21 protein-coding genes are annotated in these 16,975 nt (G+C 57.3%); 12 read left to right on the forward strand and 9 right to left on the reverse strand.

The genetic code is table 11. The annotated features are described in order from the left end of the window. Positions 1-102 precede the first annotated feature (102 nt). From M9920_05630 to M9920_05660, 7 genes are all read left to right on the forward strand, one after another. Positions 103-432: a hypothetical protein gene (locus M9920_05630; protein ID MCO5051764.1), complete on the forward strand. Its 330-nt coding sequence runs from the start codon at positions 103-105 to the stop codon at positions 430-432. 157 nt (positions 433-589) lie between these two features. Then, entirely contained in the window at positions 590-1,678 is a 1,089-nt protein-coding gene (locus tag M9920_05635; protein ID MCO5051765.1) for a PilT/PilU family type 4a pilus ATPase, read from the forward strand. Positions 1,679-1,736: 58 nt separating this feature from the next. Beyond that, positions 1,737-3,278: a glutamine-hydrolyzing GMP synthase gene (gene guaA / locus M9920_05640; protein ID MCO5051766.1), complete on the forward strand. Its 1,542-nt coding sequence runs from the start codon at positions 1,737-1,739 to the stop codon at positions 3,276-3,278. A gap of 9 nt (positions 3,279-3,287) precedes the next feature. Beyond that, positions 3,288-3,788 (forward strand): hypothetical protein, encoded by a 501-nt coding sequence (locus tag M9920_05645; GenBank protein ID MCO5051767.1) that lies wholly within the window; start codon positions 3,288-3,290, stop codon positions 3,786-3,788. Beyond that, a complete protein-coding gene (locus tag M9920_05650) occupies positions 3,785-3,970 on the forward strand; it encodes a hypothetical protein (GenBank protein MCO5051768.1) in 186 nt (61 codons plus the stop codon). The genes M9920_05645 and M9920_05650 overlap by 4 nt, the downstream gene beginning before the upstream one ends. A gap of 99 nt (positions 3,971-4,069) precedes the next feature. Beyond that, on the forward strand, positions 4,070-4,315 hold the full coding sequence (locus tag M9920_05655; protein ID MCO5051769.1) for a hypothetical protein: 246 nt from the start codon (positions 4,070-4,072) through the stop codon (positions 4,313-4,315). Further along, positions 4,305-4,718 carry a hypothetical protein gene (locus M9920_05660; GenBank protein MCO5051770.1) on the forward strand — a complete coding sequence of 138 codons (414 nt, stop codon included), beginning with the start codon at positions 4,305-4,307 and terminating at the stop codon, positions 4,716-4,718. The genes M9920_05655 and M9920_05660 overlap by 11 nt, the downstream gene beginning before the upstream one ends. A 64-nt stretch (positions 4,719-4,782) precedes the next feature. On the opposite strand, the gene M9920_05665 is transcribed toward M9920_05660, so the two are convergent. The 3 genes from M9920_05665 to M9920_05675 form a co-directional block, all read right to left on the reverse strand. Further along, complete coding sequence (locus tag M9920_05665) at positions 4,783-5,454, reverse strand: hypothetical protein (GenBank protein ID MCO5051771.1); 672 nt, start codon at positions 5,452-5,454, stop codon at positions 4,783-4,785. A 325-nt stretch (positions 5,455-5,779) separates the two neighbouring features. Continuing rightward, positions 5,780-7,060, reverse strand: a complete 1,281-nt coding sequence (locus M9920_05670; protein ID MCO5051772.1) for a hypothetical protein — start codon at positions 7,058-7,060, stop codon at positions 5,780-5,782. A 30-nt stretch (positions 7,061-7,090) separates the two neighbouring features. Beyond that, positions 7,091-8,221 carry a M20/M25/M40 family metallo-hydrolase gene (locus M9920_05675; protein ID MCO5051773.1) on the reverse strand — a complete coding sequence of 377 codons (1,131 nt, stop codon included), beginning with the start codon at positions 8,219-8,221 and terminating at the stop codon, positions 7,091-7,093. Positions 8,222-8,341: 120 nt separating this feature from the next. Here M9920_05675 and M9920_05680 point away from each other — a divergent pair, with 120 nt between their 5' ends. Continuing rightward, complete coding sequence (locus M9920_05680; protein ID MCO5051774.1) at positions 8,342-9,163, forward strand: glycosyltransferase; 822 nt, start codon at positions 8,342-8,344, stop codon at positions 9,161-9,163. A 268-nt stretch (positions 9,164-9,431) separates the two neighbouring features. Here M9920_05680 and M9920_05685 read toward each other — a convergent pair whose 3' ends face one another. The 6 genes from M9920_05685 to M9920_05710 all read right to left on the reverse strand — a co-directional run bounded on the left by M9920_05685 (position 9,432) and on the right by M9920_05710 (position 13,573). Beyond that, a complete protein-coding gene (locus M9920_05685) occupies positions 9,432-10,769 on the reverse strand; it encodes a Na+ dependent nucleoside transporter domain protein (GenBank protein ID MCO5051775.1) in 1,338 nt (445 codons plus the stop codon). 83 nt (positions 10,770-10,852) lie between these two features. Next, the gene (hpt, locus tag M9920_05690; GenBank protein MCO5051776.1) at positions 10,853-11,491 is read right to left on the reverse strand and encodes a hypoxanthine phosphoribosyltransferase; all 639 of its coding nucleotides are present in this window, start codon (positions 11,489-11,491) and stop codon (positions 10,853-10,855) included. Between the two features lie 135 nt (positions 11,492-11,626). Further along, positions 11,627-11,995 carry a DUF5615 family PIN-like protein gene (locus tag M9920_05695; protein MCO5051777.1) on the reverse strand — a complete coding sequence of 123 codons (369 nt, stop codon included), beginning with the start codon at positions 11,993-11,995 and terminating at the stop codon, positions 11,627-11,629. After that, positions 11,992-12,237, reverse strand: a complete 246-nt coding sequence (locus tag M9920_05700) for a DUF433 domain-containing protein (GenBank protein MCO5051778.1) — start codon at positions 12,235-12,237, stop codon at positions 11,992-11,994. The genes M9920_05695 and M9920_05700 overlap by 4 nt, the downstream gene beginning before the upstream one ends. Before the next feature lie 44 nt (positions 12,238-12,281). Continuing rightward, positions 12,282-12,662 (reverse strand): dUTPase, encoded by a 381-nt coding sequence (locus M9920_05705; GenBank protein ID MCO5051779.1) that lies wholly within the window; start codon positions 12,660-12,662, stop codon positions 12,282-12,284. Between the two features lie 182 nt (positions 12,663-12,844). Beyond that, the gene (locus tag M9920_05710) at positions 12,845-13,573 is read right to left on the reverse strand and encodes an RluA family pseudouridine synthase (protein ID MCO5051780.1); all 729 of its coding nucleotides are present in this window, start codon (positions 13,571-13,573) and stop codon (positions 12,845-12,847) included. A 28-nt stretch (positions 13,574-13,601) separates the two neighbouring features. On the opposite strand from M9920_05710, the gene M9920_05715 reads away from it, so the two are divergent. The 4 genes from M9920_05715 (at position 13,602) to M9920_05730 (ending at position 16,922) form a co-directional block, all read left to right on the forward strand. Then, positions 13,602-14,264: a hypothetical protein gene (locus M9920_05715; GenBank protein ID MCO5051781.1), complete on the forward strand. Its 663-nt coding sequence runs from the start codon at positions 13,602-13,604 to the stop codon at positions 14,262-14,264. A 56-nt stretch (positions 14,265-14,320) separates the two neighbouring features. After that, the gene (locus M9920_05720) at positions 14,321-14,794 is read left to right on the forward strand and encodes a metallophosphatase family protein (protein MCO5051782.1); all 474 of its coding nucleotides are present in this window, start codon (positions 14,321-14,323) and stop codon (positions 14,792-14,794) included. 65 nt (positions 14,795-14,859) lie between these two features. Continuing rightward, complete coding sequence (locus M9920_05725) at positions 14,860-15,633, forward strand: methyltransferase (GenBank protein ID MCO5051783.1); 774 nt, start codon at positions 14,860-14,862, stop codon at positions 15,631-15,633. Between the two features lie 53 nt (positions 15,634-15,686). Further along, positions 15,687-16,922 carry a PQQ-dependent sugar dehydrogenase gene (locus tag M9920_05730; GenBank protein ID MCO5051784.1) on the forward strand — a complete coding sequence of 412 codons (1,236 nt, stop codon included), beginning with the start codon at positions 15,687-15,689 and terminating at the stop codon, positions 16,920-16,922. Positions 16,923-16,975: the final 53 nt, after the last annotated feature.

Below are 16,975 nucleotides of genomic sequence, written 5' to 3' on the forward strand. Positions count from 1 at the left end.
CACCAGCTAATTCCCTGGATAAATCAAGCATCCGTACTAATTTTGGCCCGCATGAATTTGACGCTCGGCATGGATATGTTACGTTGCCACGTCTTAAAAAACATGAGTGCGAGAAAATTTAGCCACCGAACCGCCGCCGACCAACCCGTTACCGTCAGCTCCCGACAGATCAGCCTGAGCCTGTCGCCCGATGCGGTGATCATCCACAAGAATGGCATCGAATTTCGCAGTGAAACCGCCTTCCCCAACTGGGTGGAAATGACCGTCTCGCTGGTCTCGCCCACCGATAACACCCCCATCAATTGCACCGGCGTCGTGGTGGATTGCCTGGGAAACAAGCACGAGGGCTACCACGTTTCCATGGTGTTCACGAGCTTGACCTCGCAAGCCGAGGCGCGTCTGCAATCCATGAGCGGCCTTCTGGCGGAATAAGCTGCAATCAGCGTTTCCAAAGTCCGGTTGTTCCCACTTCACTCGGAAACCCACATCAGTCGGTGCTGGTTTCAGGATCGGCTTTTCGTTCGCCAGTGGCGATAGATTTCCATTTTTCCAGGATGGTGTTTCGCCCCCGCTCTGCTAGGCTCGGCGCATGGAATTGTTCTACAAAATTTTGAAAACGGCCGTGGATGGCCATGCCTCGGACGTGCATCTCAAAATTGGCGCGCCGGTGATTTTTCGGATCAATCGGGAATTGATTGCGATTGAATGTCCCAATCCCTCGGAAGAATGGATGAACCAGGTGGTGGCCACCATCGCGCCGGCGCACCTGAAAAAGAAATTGGAAGAGGAGCGGGAGGCAGACTTCTCCTATTTCGTGCCGGACGTGGGCCGCTTCCGCACCAACCTGTTCCAGCAACGGGGCCAGTGGTGTCTGGCCATGCGTTACGTCAAAACGCAGGTGCCGAGCTTCGAGGAACTTGGTTTGCTGCCGCAGCTCAAGCAGATCGCGGAATCGCCGCGCGGCATTGTGCTCGTCGCCGGCGCCACCGGCAGCGGCAAGTCCACCACGCTGGCGGCCATGATCGAGCACATCAACAGCAATTTCAAACGCCATATCGTCACGCTCGAAGACCCGATTGAATTTGTCTTTGAAGACAACCAATCCGTGATCGAACAGCGCGAGGTGGGGCTTGATACGCTTTCCTTCAACCACGCGCTCAAGCACGTGCTGCGGCAGGACCCGGACATCATCATGATCGGGGAAATGCGTGATAGCACCAGCTTCTCCGCCGCGATGAGCGCCGCCGATACTGGTCACCTGGTGCTTTCGACGTTACACACCACCAACGCGCCGCAATCCGTCACGCGCGTGCTGGATTTCTTTGAAGCTGGCGAACGCGAACAAATCCGTCGCCAACTCGCCGGCACCTTTCAGGCGGTGATTTGCCAACGCATGGTGCCGACCATCGCGGGTCGCATGACTCCCGCGTTGGAAATCATGATCAACACGCCCACGATCAAGAAATTGATCGAGGAAAATCGCCTCGATAAATTGGGCGCCGCCATCGAAACCGGCACTGACGACGGGATGCTGAATTTCAATCAATCCCTGTTCCAGCTCGTCAAGGACGGGATTGTTTCCGAAAAGGAAGCGCTGGCCAAAGCCTCGAATCCGCAGGCGTTGGAAATGAATTTCAAGGGCATCTTCCTCGACGAAGGCCGCCGCATTCTGGGTTAAGCTTTGAATCTTTGCCTGGACAAAATGACATTTTCGTAATGTCCGCGCTGCCGATTGTATGACTGAACAAATCGTTATCCTCGACTTTGGCTCGCAATACACGCAGGTCATTGCGCGACGCATCCGCGAGTGCAACGTCTATTCCACCATCCTGCCCTACGACACGCCGACGGCGGAAATCATGCGGTTGAAACCCAGCGGCCTCATCCTGTCCGGCGGCCCTTCAAGTGTCTATGCGAAGAACGCGCCGAAACCGGATCGCAGAATTTTCGATCTGGACGTGCCGGTGCTCGGCATTTGTTTCGGCATGCAGCTCCTCGCGCATTTCCTGGGCGGCCAGGTAGAGCCGGGGCGCAAACGGGAATACGGCAAAAGCGCCCTCACCGTACGCGATCCGCGCTGCCAGTTGTTCGCGCGACTGCCGAAAACTTTGCAGGTGTGGAATTCGCACGGCGACAAGCTCACCCAACTTCCGCGCGGCTTCAAAGCCGTGGCGGTCACGGCCAACTCGGAGTTCGCCGCCATCGAACATCGCGACCGAAAGTTCTTCGGTCTGCAATTTCATCCCGAGGTCGCGCACACCCCGCGCGGCAAGGACATCCTCGCCAACTTTGTGCATCGCGTTTGCGGTTGCGGCAAATCCTGGACGATGCGCAATTACCTCGAACAGGCCGTGGAAGAAATTCGGGCCCAAGTCGGCAGGGAACGGGTCATTTTGGGTTTAAGCGGTGGCGTGGACTCGAGCGTGGCGGCGGCGCTCCTGCACCGGGCGATTGGTGATCAACTGACCTGCATCTTTGTCAACAATGGCGTGCTGCGCGCGCGTGAAGCCGAGGTCGTGCGACAGGTGTTTGGCAAACATTTCCACGTCAAACTGCAATACGAAGACGCATCCAAAATCTTTCTCGCCCGACTCAAAGGTGTGACGGACCCGGAAAAGAAGCGGAAAATTATCGGTCGGACGTTCATTGAAGTTTTCGAGGCCGCAACCAAACGCGCGGGCCGCGCCAAGTTTCTGGCCCAAGGCACGCTGTATCCCGACGTCATTGAATCCGTGCCCATCGCGGGCAATCCCGCCGCGCTCATCAAGAGCCATCACAACGTCGGCGGGTTGCCGAAGCGGATGAAATTTCAACTCGTCGAACCGCTGAAATGCCTGTTCAAGGATGAAGTGCGTCTGCTGGGTGAAGAACTCGGCGTGCCCAAAGAAATCGTCTGGCGACAACCCTTCCCCGGACCGGGCCTCGCCGTGCGCATCCTCGGTGAAGTCACGCCCGCGCGTTGCGAGATTTTGCGCAACGCCGACGCCATCGTGGTCGAGGAAATGAAAGCCAGCGGGCTTTACTACAAAATCTGGCAGAGCTTCGCCGTGTTGCTGCCTGTGCGCAGCGTTGGCGTGATGGGCGACGAACGCACCTACGATTTCACCATTGCCATCCGCGCCGTGGAATCGCAGGACGGCATGACCGCCGACTGGGTGAAGCTGCCCTACAACCTGCTGGAAAAACTCGCCAGCCGCATCATCAACGAAGTCAAAGGCGTGAACCGCTGCGTCTTCGACATCACCAGCAAACCGCCCGGAACGATTGAGTGGGAGTAAAATTCCACCATGCAAAAGACGCTCGCTATCCTGAACGAACTTGAGTCCGGTGGACTCGTGGAGCGTTATGCGATTGGCGGCGCGATGGCAGGTTTTTTTTACGCGGAGGCAGTCGTCACGGAAGATTTGGACGCGTTTATCTTGCTCAAAACTTCCGACGGCTTGATCTCCCTCACGCCGATTTATGATTTTCTCAAACAACGTGGCGCGACCGAGGAGCGCGAACATCTATGGCTGGCGGGAACGTTGGTTCAATTGATTCCTGCCTATGATGCGCTGACCGAGGAAGCCATCCGGGAGGCGATCGAAAGAACCGTCGGGCCGACGCACACGCGCGTGATGCGGGTGGAGCATCTCATCGCCATCGCCCTGAAAACCGGACGCGCCAAGGATTTCACACGGATTGCTCTTTTGCTGGAACAGGCCGACGTGGATGTGGAGAGTTTGATGGAGATTCTAACCCGTCACCAATTGCAGAACCTCTGGAAAAAGTATAAACTCAAGCCGTGAATGCCAATACGCCAACGGCAATCGCCCGGGAAATTTTTGCTGGCAAAGACCGTAGCCGCAAAGCGGCGGCGGCGTTGCCCATTGAGGAAAAACTTCGTCGTCTGGTGGCCATGCAACAACGCGCCAACGAAATCCGACGCAGCGCCAACCGCCCGTTGATGCGGGTCTGGGAATTGAACTAAAGCGTGAACCGCTGCGTCTTTGACATCACCAGCAAGCCGCCCGGAACGATTGAGTGGGAGTAAATTGACAGCCTGTCAACTTACTGCCAGTTTGCTGGCATGAGCACGATTGTTTCGCTTGATAATTTCAATCGCCTGCCGGTTCCGCGCGAGTTGCGAGCGATCGCGGGTTTCAAATCCAAGCAACAGCTGCGCGCCGTGGCCGTGCCCGGCAAAATCATCATCGAGGCTGTGCCTTCTGTGGGAAAATTAGTCAAGCGCAAGGGGCGGATCATTTGGACGGGCGAACTACCCGCTGGCGTGAATTCCGCCAACGTCGTCAACGCGATCCGCGATGAAATCTGATTTTTGGGACACGAGCGCGTTATTGGCATTGCAATGCGCGGCGGATGATTTTCACACTGCCGCCGATTCGGTTTTTAACGGCGATTGTTTCGCCGCCCGCCGTTCGCGCGCGGAATTCTACTGTGCGGCGACGGGACGGATGAGAGTTCCCCCCACGATGGCGCTACAACTTTTGGAATCGCTGGACGGGTTTGTGGATTGGATTTCCCTGAGCGACGAGGAAAAAGCGCGAGTCATCAAGTCCGCGCCGGGCCACGGAGTTCAAGGACGGATTCTTTTTGATGCGTTAATCGCAGAATGTGCGTCAAAAGCAAACTGCCAAACGGTCGTAACGGCGAACCCGACGCATTTCCGTCATGTGCTGCCCCACGCGGACATCGTGGATTTGACGGCGCAGAAATAATCAGCTATCGGCAAGCCGCCCAGGACGATTGAGTGGGAGTAATTTAACTCAACCGTTCCCATCATCACGAAAGTTTCTTTTCGGCCAATTCAAGAATCTTGGCGGCCGAAGGGGGCAACTCGCGGTCTCGCTTGAAAGGCTCTAATAAGCTTCTAGCTTCTGCATAACGGCCAGCGTGGAAAGCTGCGGAAGCGTGCGTGCTTGCCCGTTCACGATCCTTCCTTCTTTGTTCTTCTTGATTAAAAATCATCCTGCTATTACGCATGACACATACACGATCAATTAGCGGCGGTGTTGCTTTGCTAATAATGTTCCAGTGCTGTTGTATGCCTTGAGCCATTCGCTCAACAATGCGAACCATGAAATCTGGTTCGAGAACCCAGGCTTCACCCGAAATGACATGGGCATTGGGGACTTTGGCGGCACTCAACAGCTCCCATGGAGCGAAGTGATTCTTTATCTTGTCGTAGAAAATAGCCGTTTCAATCAGAAATTCACGGTCCCCAAAAGCGATATCGAGCGTTGTGCCGTCCACAATAAAGCGGTTAATCCACCAGAAAAACCGCCCATCCAATTCCGCGTAGGATTTCAATTTGAGAGAACTAGGTCCAAGCCTTTCGTCGTAGCACGACTCCCCAACTACATGCCGCGCCCCCAACGGCGTGAAAAATGGTGAAATCTTTTCAGCTATAGCCGTATCAAAAGTCTTGAGCAGTATTGGAGTAGATGTAGCCACAGTATAACTCACACAATTTTCTAATTGAACAAATGACGGTTGTTGGTCATCCGCCTTCTAAAGTACTACTGCTGATTCCAGTCACGCGCCTGACTTTGCGCCCGCCGCCGCCGGTTGTCCAGGACTCATTACCCGAGGGCTTTGGTCGCTGTGGAAAGCGCAGCGCGACACCGCTTTTCGCCCGCACGACACCCACCTCAAATCAGAAACTCCTCGCGCGTCCGAAGGCGCCGTTGACGCTGCGTTCTGCCGGCGCACTCCATGACGCTCGCCAACCCGCGACAATCCCAGCTCGATTTTGTGTCCGTCACATCTGGCGACCAAGTCAATTTCTTGCCGTCGGTTTGCGCCAGGTGAACCAACCACAGACCACGAAAAGCAGGACGTTGAACGCGGCCAGGGTTTGCAGCACCACTTCCATGCGTCCCGGGAATTGTTTCAACAGCAGCGGCAAGACGACGGCGTAGCCCGCGGCCACGGCCACCATCCACGGCACGGCGGCAAATTTTGATCGTGCGAGCAGGTCATTCGCCATGACGTTGGCCAGCGCGAGCGGAATCATCGCCCCGGTGTACCATGGCAGCAACGCCACCGTGCCGGGCACGTCCTCGGGTTGATACACAATTCTTACCGCCACGGGGCCGAGCAGCCACAAACCAATGGCACCGCCAATGGCCAGAATCGCCGTGCCCAACAGCACGATACCGAAAAGATTCGTCTTTTCGGATTTGGCGCTGCTATGCACCAATTTCGGGAACATCACCGCCGCGAGCGGCAAGACCAACCACAACAACGCGCGCGCCAAGGTTCCCGCCGCCACGTATTGCTTCATCTCCGCGCCCGGAAAGAACGCCTTGGCATACATCGTGTCCGTGGTAAACATGAACTGACACACGCCAAACCCCAGGATCAGCGGCCCGACCTGGCGCCAAAGACTTTTGCCATCAAACGCCTCGCCAGGCAGCGTCCACAATTCCCGCGAGCGCCACAGCGCAATGACCAGACCAATGCCCACGCCCAGGAAAACTCCCAACACCATGCTCGTAGCGCCACCGGCAAAAGCCAGAACCAGAACCGCAGCGATGACGATGCGTCCCAGGGCCGCGCCCACTGCCGACCAACCCATCCAGAGAAAATCCTGTTTGCCTTGCAGCACTCCCGTGTAAAGCGGCGCGAGTAAAGCCACCAACACGGCGAGCAACGTCACGATCAACGGCCAAACGCCCGGCAATTCCCAGGCGCGCTGAATTTGGCTGTGGAATGAAAGCACCATCACCGCGATCAACAACCAGACGCCGATGATTCCCGCACTGGCGCGGCGAATGGTCGCGGCCAACTGGCGTTGCCGCCCCAAAGCCAGCGCGCTGGCGGTTTGTTGCGCAAACACCATCTGCAACGGGAGCGTCGGCAGAAACGCCGTCACCATCAGCAACGTGCCAAAAATACTGTACTCCGAGGCGGAAATGCGTTTGTTGAGAAAGTGTACCCCCAGCGCCAATATTCCGCCGATGATGTTGGCGAGCATCAGCCAACCGCTCTGGCGAAAGAAATTGCCCGACGAATCGGCGGACTGAGTTTTAGCGGGCACTGGTGCTTCGGAAGCCATGCGGCGGGGACGATACGTAAGCGACGCGATTCAAGGAAGCGATTTCAGGAAGCGCAACAGCTTCACCCGACCTTGTTCAAGCTGCGCAACCGTGATCCATTCGTCAGCGGTGTGCGCCTGCGCAATGTCGCCGGGACCAAACACCACGCTCGGAATCCCGCCTCCGGCCAGCACGGCGGCATCGCAAAAATAGTTCAACCCGACGGCCTGCTGCTGACGGTTCAATCGCAAAAACTGACGCACCAACGGCTCGCGCGGATCGGTTTCCAACGCGGGACACAGTTTTAATTTCACGTTGCCGACCTTCGCGGCCAGGCCGGCCGCCTTCAAAAATGCCGCCAGGTTTTGTCGCGTCCACGCTTCGGATTCCCCCGGCAGCGTGCGCCGATCCACGCCCACTCGGCAGAAATCGGGCACGATGTTGGGTTGCACCCCGCCGTGGATTGTTCCGATGTTGATCGTCCCGCTCCCCAACAGCCGATGACTTTTCTTCTTTAGTTGCGCGGCGTAGCGGTTCGCCAAAGCTTGCGTCACTTCCGCCATGGCTTGAATGGCGTTGACGCCGTGCCAGGGGGTCGAGCCGTGCGCGGCGCGTCCGTGCGTCACCACTTCCAACCACACGCTGCCCTTGTGCGCGGTGGCCACCGCAAGCCGGGTCGGTTCGCCCACGATGGCCAGGTCGGCACGAAATTTTTTGGCTGCCAGATAACGCGATCCGCTTTGCCCGCTTTCCTCATCCACCAACCCGACGAAAATAATTTCGGTTGTCTGCGGACGTTGTGCCGCTGCCGCCAAATCAAGTAAAGCTTGCAACATCACCGCCACCGAACCTTTGGTGTCGCACGCGCCGCGACCATAAATCCTTCCGTGACGCTGGACGGGTTTGAATTGCGTTTCACGGGCCACGTTCACCGTGTCCAAATGAGGCGCCAACAAAACCCGCTGGCGAATTTTGCCGGTCGGGCGCAAACGCACCAGGACGTTGGCTCGCTGCGGCAGCACGCGTTGCCACGCAACGGCCAAGCCGGCCCGGCTGGCGCCATTGGCGATAAACTCGGCTACCTGTTTCTCTCCGGCGTGCGGATGGGCCGCCGGTAAAAAGGCGGGGTTCACGCTGGGGATGGCAATCAGCTCGGCAAGCAGTCGGACCACTTTTGACATGACGCGCCCATGTTAAATCCCGACGGGTGGAAGTCGAGACGCGAGCGCATCCCGCGTTTTTGGCGTCATTCGTCAGAATCTACATTCGACTTTCAGCGCGGCGCCTGCTAAAGAAAGCGCGTGGCCGAACCCAGTGTGCTGTTGCTTATTCCGGCGTACAACGAGGAAGCGCGCATCGAACCGGTGCTGCGCGAATTCGGCCGTTATTTCCGCGATCACTACCCCGGCCCGTTTCAACTCTGCGTCGTGCTTAACGGTTGCCGGGATAACACGCGCGGCGTAATCGAAACCGTGGCGCGGGATTTTGACTTCATCACGTTCCGTGATTTTCCCGATCCAATCGGCAAGGGGGGCGCGCTCATTGAAGGACTGAAGCTGGCGGGCACGGCCGAAGTGGTGGGTTATGTGGATGCCGATGGCGCTTCACCACCCCAGGCGTTTCACGACCTGGTTCGGCGCATCGGCGAGGCGGACTGCATCATTGGTTCGCGTTGGCTGCCGGGCGCCGTGCTGCATCAGGCGCAACCCTGGCTGCGCCGCTTCACCAGCCGCTGTTTTCACATCGTCGTGCAAGCCCTCTTTTGGATGAACATCAAAGACACGCAATGCCCGTGCAAGGTGATGCGCCGCGACGCCATTGAGAAAATCCACTCGAACCTGCGCATCGCCGATCTGGCGTTTGATGTGAATTTAATCGTCGCGCTCAAGCGGGCCGGCTTTACCGTCAAAGAAGTGCCGACCGAATGGACCGATAAAATCGGATCAAAAGTCACCTCGTCGCTCTTGCGCACGTCGCTGACGATGTTTCTCTCCACCGTGCGGGTACGGCTGATTTACTCGCCGTTTTACAACTGGCTCGGCCCGCTCCAGCTCCGTCCCCTGGAAAAATGGTTGTATAAAAAATTACGCGCGCCGGTACCGCGCCGCGGCGAAAAACCGTAAGGTAACGCCTGCGCGATAGCCGGAATGTCAGCTCGTGCATGTCCGTTCAGTCGCGTTATTCTGCCACCTAAGCCGGAACGATGCAGTTGGTTCAGGTGGAACGGCCAACTTGGCCGTTCTGGGCGGCAACCTGCCGCCCAGCCGAGCGCACGGAGATCGCACCCCATTGAGTTCGCACTCTTTGTGTTCGGCTGTCGGGCTGGTAGCCCGACAGAACGGGCCAGTGGCCCGTTCCACCCAAACTCCAATCGAATCGTTCCGACCAAGTTTACAACAACACTCCGGCAATCGCCGCGTTCAGCAACGTCGCCACGAAACCGACGAATAGCGCCCGCATTCCGAGGCGCGCCAGGTCCGCCCGCCGCCCGGGGGCCATCGCGCCGATGCCGCCGAGTTGGATGCCCACGGACGCGAAGTTCGCGAAGCCGGTCAGCGCAAACGCCGCCAGCACGTACGAGCGCTCGCTCATAAAATCCGGCGTGGCCATCCAGCCTTTCATCAGCAGGAAGGCAACGTGTTCGTTGGTGGCCAGTTTCGTTCCCAACAACGCACCGACCTTGGGCACATCAGCCACTTCCACTCCCATCAAAAAGGCCGCCGGAGAAAAAATCCAACCGAACAGCTTCGACAACGTCAAGTCGGGCACGATTTTTCCCAAGATGGCGTCGAACATGGCAACGAAGGCAATGAATACGATCAGCATCGCGGCCACATTCAACGCGAGCTTCAGTCCGTCGGTGGTGCCGGCGGCCACGGCATCCACTCCATTCACATAAGGCGATTTTTCCTTTTCCCGCTGCACGGCCCCGGCCGTCTCGGGCACGCTGGTTTCCGGAAGAAACAATTTGGACAGGTACAAACTGCACGGACAGGCCATGATGCAGGTGATCAGGACCGCCACCGGATCGGCGCCGTAACTGATATACACCACCATCATGGCGCCGGAGATGTGCGCAAAACCACTGGCCATCAGCACGAACAATTCGGAATTGGTCATGCGCGGCACGTACGGCTTCACGATCAGCGGCGCCTCGGTTTGTCCCATGAAGACGTTGGCCGAGACGGACAAGGTTTCGGCGCCGCTCGTGCCCATCAGATGCACCATCGCGCGCGCCATGAAACGGACGATGCGCTGTAAAATGCCGTAGTGGTAAAGCATTGTGAAAAACGCGGACACAAACAGAATCGGCGGCAACACCTTGAAGGCGAACATGAACATGAATTCCTTCCCCGGATTCAGCGCAATGTCGCCCGGTCGCGCCAGGTTGCCGAAGACAAACTCGCCGCCTTGATCGGAGAAATTGATGAAGCTGACGACGACATCCTTGGCCAGTTCAAACAAGGTTTTGATGAACGGCACTTTCAAAACGAGCAACGCCAGGACCAATTGCAGCGTTACGCCCCAGCCAATCGTGGACCAGCGCACCGCCCGCAGATTGGCCGAAAACATGGCCACCAACCCGAAGAAACAAAAAATGCCGGCGCCGGCCTGGCCACGCACGCCAATCCATTCCCGCAATAAATACGCGCCACTGCCCAACAGCACGATGCCGGCGGCAATAAGCAACCGCCAGCGCAACGGGGTGGGTAAAGGTTGGTTCGTCATGTCGGGGGGCAACAGTAACGACTTGGATTTTCCGCGTCCAGACTGCGACTTCAATTCGTGACGAAAAACGCAGGCCGCCCGCACTATCGCGGTCGCGGCGGTTTCGATTTTCGTCGCGACGGTTGCCGGGGAGTCGGCGGCAAATAAAGTTCCGGGCGCAACACCCCCACAAACGGCAGGTTGCGGTATTTTTCGGCGAAATCGAGTCCGTAGCCCACGACAAATTCGTCCGGGATTGTGAAGCCGATATAATCCGCTTTGATCGGTTCGGCGCGGCGCGACGGTTTATCGAGCAGGACGCAGGTGCGGATGCGTTTCGGTCCGAGCGCCCGCAGTTTCTCCAAGACGCGCCGCAACGTGCGCCCGGTATCGAGAATGTCATCCACCAACAACACGTCACGCCCCCGGGCATCCAGCCTCAGTTCTTTCGTGAAAACCAACTGCCCGGATTCCGTCCCCTTTCCGTAACTGGAGACGCCGATGAAATCGAGCCGCAACGGCTGCGAAAGGCGGCGCAACAAATCGCCGATGAACATCACGGTACCGTTGAGCAACGAAATCACCATCAGATCGCTGCCCACGAAATCGCGTTCAATCTCCCGCGCCAACGCGGCAACACGCCGGGCGATCATCTGATCCGTGAGCAGTACCCGGGCGATCTCCTTGCGCCAGCGGGCAGGCACCGGAACGCGGGCAGCGGGGAGGCGGATCGCTTTGTTCATGGCGCGATGGTAGAGATTCAAGCGCGATTGCCGAGAAAATTTCGCGCGCCAAAATGAAATCACTGCTATGCCCAAAAATTCATACCGACATCACACTCGACCCGTTCAAATATATTTTGAGTCGTGCTCGGGCTTTTATTGCTTGGCAGGCCGCGCGTGAATGCGGAGTTTGTTATCCGTCAACAACACGAACGCGCCGGCCCAATTTTCCACTTCATTCGCGGCGAAGACATCGGCGACCTTTGCCAGCAACGCCTTTCGCCCCGGCTCACGCATTCGGATCAGCATCAAACCATGATGCGTTCCGGGGGCGAATCGTCGAATGTCTGAAAAATCCAGATCCTGCGTGATGAAAAATCTTTCGCTCTGCTGCGCCGCCTGCCAAACGGTCGGGTCTGGTTTCCCGGCAAGCCGCTCCAGCCGCACGTTGTCCGCTTGATGCCCCAACTCCGTCAGCCGCGCCAAAAGCGATTCAGGCAGGTTCTCGTCCAGCTTGATTTTCATGCGGCCACGGGAAGTGGCGGCACGGGCAAATCCTCCACCGACGACATGGCGGCGAAAGCGATCACCGCGCGCATGGCCTCGGTGGAAACGGTCGGGTAATCGGCGCGAATCTCTTCCACCGCCGCGCCTTCCGCGAGGCTGGCCAACAAAGTCCGCACCGTGACGCGCGTGCCTTTGATGACCAGTTCCCCGCCGCAAATTTCCTTGCGGCGCTCGAAGAATGATTGGTAGTCAAAATTCATCGCGGCTTAAATTAGTGCTTTTGCGCGCGGATCGCAACGAATGTTCAGATGTGTTTGGAATCCTGCTCGTCTTTGACGCGATAGCCGGTTTCCTGGCGTTTGAAATTCACCTGGTTCTTTTTGCAATAAGCGGCAAACACGTCGTCCGCGCTCATGCCGAGCACCTGCGCCATGCTGATGAGAAAATGGAACAAGTCCACCACTTCGACGCGCGCGTTCTGCTCGTCAAATTGCTGATACTTGGCCCACCATTTCCACGGCACACTGTCCACCAGCTCGGCAATCTCCTGGGTCATGGCGCGCGAATAGTTCAGCAGCCATTTCGTCTTTTCAGCCTCGGACATGTTTTCAGTTACGACGCCAATACGTTGGTTCAAGGCATCTTGCATTCGCCACAATTCGCGCAACTGATCCGGTTTATCCATGTGCAGAGGATTCGGATGAAAGGCCGGTGAATCAAGCCGGAAAGCGGAGGTTTAACCACGGATGGACACGGATAAACACGGATGAAAAAACGGTTTTACCCGAGCTGCGCGAATTTTCGGGCATGGGATTGAATCGGCGCTAATTCACGAAATTCACGCAAGATTATTTCCGTAATTCGTGTTTATCCGTGTCCATCCGTGGTTAAAAAATCCTGAAACCACGCTTCCGGTGCGCAGCGAAATTCCAGCGGTTGCCCACGCCACTCAAAACGCACGGCGCTCGCATGCAAGGCGTGATTCGGCAGGATGAGCCGGGTGCGTTGCGCGTCCGTCAACCGTCGCTCCACCAAAGCGAGATAAAGCGTTTCATCACCGCCGTAAATTTTGTCGCCCACGATGGGATGACCAAGATGCGCGAGATGGATGCGGATTTGATGTTTGCGCCCGGTCTTCGGCAGCAGCCGCAGCAAAGTAAAATCCCCCTCGGCACGATCAAAACGGTTTTGCACCCAAAACTCCGTCTGTGCCGGAGTTCCATCGGCGCGAACACAATCTTTGATGGCGACAACGCTTTGTTCGTCCTTGCCCAACGGCGCGTCAATCAAACCGTGTTCCTCGCGCAACCAACCGTGAACGATGGCAACGTATTCCTTTTCCACCGACCGTGTTTCCCATAGTTTTCCCAATTCGCCCGCGACAACCGCAGTTTTGGCCACCACCGTCACGCCGCTCGTCTCGCGATCCAAGCGGTTCACCAAATGCGGCTTGGCATCCGCGCCAAGATGCAATCGCACGCAGCTGATCAAGCTGGAATAGGCGTCGCCTTTGGTGGGATGGCAAACGAGATCCGCGGGTTTGTTGATAATCAACAAATCCGCGTCCTCATGCAGAATATCGAAAAGCTTGTCCAAGTTTCGCCGGGAATTATCATTTGGTGGCTTGAAAGAAAAGTGGAGTAAAATTCTACCGGTGCTATTGATGCTGGCGTTCGCGCTTTCGCGCATTCCTGGAGTTTTGCCGAAAAACTTCAGCGTGGCGTATGCCTTGATGTTTTGCGCGGGCGTCTTTTTTGTGGGCCGTCTTTCTTGGTGGCTGTTGTGGGGTACCGTGCTCATCAGCGATCTGGCTTTGAACACGTATTATTGGCTGGCCCTCGATTATGATGTCTGGAAACCCGCCAACCTTTCGCATCTGCTGTTCAACTACGCCGCCTACGGGGCGATCATCCTGTTGGGAAAGCGTTTCAAACCCACCGCCTCGTTCATGGCTCTGCTGGGCGGCGGAATTCTGGGGGCCATGTTGTTTTATCTCATCACCAACACGGCTTCTTGGTTGATCAATCCTTTCCACAATCCGGAATACAGCAAAACTTTGATGGGTTGGATCATCGCGCTGACCAAGGGCACGGGCGGCTGGCCCCAGACTTGGGAATTCTTCCGCAACACCCTGTTGAGCGGTGGACTCTTCACCGCGCTCTTTGTCGCCGCCGCCAAGCTGACCGCCACCGCGGAATCGCCGGCGGACAAAGTTGCCGGAGCGCGCGAGCCAGAGGAGTCCGGTGAAGCCGAACCGGAAGCCAAACCCGAGGAAGCCAAAGCGTAATTGCTGGCGCGAACCAATTCCTTCATACTCCCCGGCATCCGCAACATTGAACGCGCATGAAAATTGGTCTGATTTCTGACACGCACGATTTCTTTGAGCCGCGCCTCGAACAAATTTTCCGAGGCGTGGATCACATTTTGCACGCCGGGGACGTTGGCTCGGACTGGATCCTCACCCAACTCGAAAGCCTCGCGCCCACCACCGCCGTGTTGGGTAACACCGACGTCGGTTTATCCCTGCCCCTCACCCAGGTCAAAACGCTGGGAACGATGAAAGCGCTCCTCCACCACATCGTGACGCCTTACGCTCCGGCCAGTGAACTCGAGGCGCGGATCAAACGGGAAAAACCGCAACTCGTTTTGTTCGGCCATACGCACCAGAAATTTCAGCAATATCTCGGCGGCACGCTGTTTCTCAATCCCGGTTACGCCGGCAAACCGAAATACGGCGCGGAACGCAGCGTGGCGTTATTGGAACTCCATGGCGAGCAACTCGCGGTTAATTTCGTCAAACTGCCGGACCATCGGTGAACCCAGCTTCACATTTCAAAGGTTGGGCCAAACCTGGTCCGGTTCCGCCCGGCTTCAACTCCGGCGTGAAACTGGAAACACACGAAACCCTGGACGCTATCAGCGGTCACTTTCGCTTGTTCCAATTGCGCGAGGGACACCGCTTCTCCACTGATGATTTGCTGGTGGCCTGGTACGGCACCAGTTGGTGTCCCACCGCGCGCACCGCGCTGGATCTGGGCAGCGGCCTGGGCACCGTCGGAATGATCTGCGCGTGGCGACTGCCCGGCGCGCGTTTCGTGACGATTGAGGCGCAGGATGAAAGCGTGGCGTTGGCGCAAAAATCCGCGCGTTACAATGGATTGACGGATCGCTATGAAATCCGGCACGGCGATTTTCGTGAGCCGGACAGGCTTGCGCCGGACGAAAAATTCGATCTCATCACCGCCAGTCCGCCCTATTTTCCCGTCGGCGCAGGAGTGGAAAGCGAGCATCCACAAAAGCTGGCCTGTCGCTTCGAGTTGCGCGGCACGATCGCCGACTATTGTGCCACCGCCGCTCGACAGCTCGCACCCGGCGGTTTTCTGGCCTGCGTCTTTCCGGCTGAACCATTGCAACGGGCCCGCGCGGAAGCCGGCGCCAAGGCGGCGGGATTGGTCATCGTGCGACGGCGTCCGATCATTTTTCGCGAAACCGAACCGCCGGTAATCGAACTGCTGGGCTTGATGCGCGGTCCGGATTTGCCCGAATGGTTTCGCGGCCAAACGTGGATGGAACCGGAATTGATCATCCGCACGCGCAGCGGCGAAATCCATCCGGAGTATTCCGCGGTGAAACTGACGCTGGGCTTTCCGCCGTGAGGTTTTTCGTAAATCGGTTTGCCTGTCGAAATAACAAACTTAATAATGGGCGCATGAAGAGCATCTTGTGCCGCAGCATTCTTTCTTTCGGCGCCGGTCTGTTGGTGACTGGCAGCTCCCTGCAAGCGGAACTGCCCCGCGTCGCTTTGGAAACCGTTTTCCCCGCCTTGAAACTGGATCGCCCGGTTTGGATGACTGAAGTGCCGGATGGTTCAGGGCGCGTGGTCATCGTGGAACAACGCGGCAAGGCGACGATCCTGCCCAAGACCGGCACCGGCGCGGAGGCGACGGAATTCCTCAACATTGAAAGCCGCAAACCGCATGTGGACAACGAGGAAGGTTTTCTCAGCCTCGCCTTTCATCCGCAGTTCAAAGCCAACGGCCGGCTTTACATTTATTACAACCAACAGAATCCCCGGCGCAGCGTGATCAGTGAGTTGAAAATTTCAACCACCGATCCCCGTAAAGCCGACCTGTCCTCCGAGCGCATTTTGATGACGGTGCCCCAGCCCTACGGCAATCACAAAGGCGGGCAAGTCAGCTTTGGTCCCGACGGCTATCTTTACATTGGTCTGGGCGATGGTGGCGCGGGCAATGATCCCCACGGCAATGGACAGAATACCGCCGTGCTGCTGGGCAAAATCCTGCGCATAGACGTGAACAGCCGCACGACCGTCCCGAAACGCTGGGGCCGCACCGACACCAAATTGGAATACGGGATTCCAACGGACAACCCGCTCGTCGGTGAACCCGATCGTTACGGCGTCCGCCAGGAAATTTACGCCTACGGCCTGCGGAATCCATGGCGTTACAGTTGGGATCGCGAGACCGGCGACCTCTGGGTCGGCGACGTGGGGCAGGACGAGTGGGAGGAAATTGATCTCGTCGTCAAAGGCGGCAACTACGGCTGGGCCGTGCGCGAAGGTTTCCATCACTTCAAACCCGGTCCGAAGGGCGCGCAATATCTTGATCCCGTCATTGACTACCCGCATAACGTCAACTTGAAAAGTCAGGCGAAATTTCCCGATCACAGTCCCGGCCTGAGCGTGACCGGCGGCTATGTGTATCGCGGTCAAAAATATCCCGCGTTGCGCGGCGTTTACGTGTACGCTGATTTCAATCTCGGCACAATTTGGGGGCTGCGTTACGCCAACGGAAAGGTGACGGAATCCAGCACGTTGCTGGATCAACCCAAGAACGTCGCCAGTTTCGCCGAGACGGAGGACGGCGAAATTTATGTGCTTTGTTTTGACGACAAAATTTTTCACCTGACCGTGCCCGGCAACTGACTCGTTTCCGCGCACGAATGGAACTGCATTTAGTTCGATTGTTACGCGCGCGA

Source organism: Verrucomicrobiia bacterium, assembly GCA_023953615.1.
Classification (GTDB): Bacteria; Verrucomicrobiota; Verrucomicrobiia; order Limisphaerales; family JADLHS01; genus JADLHS01.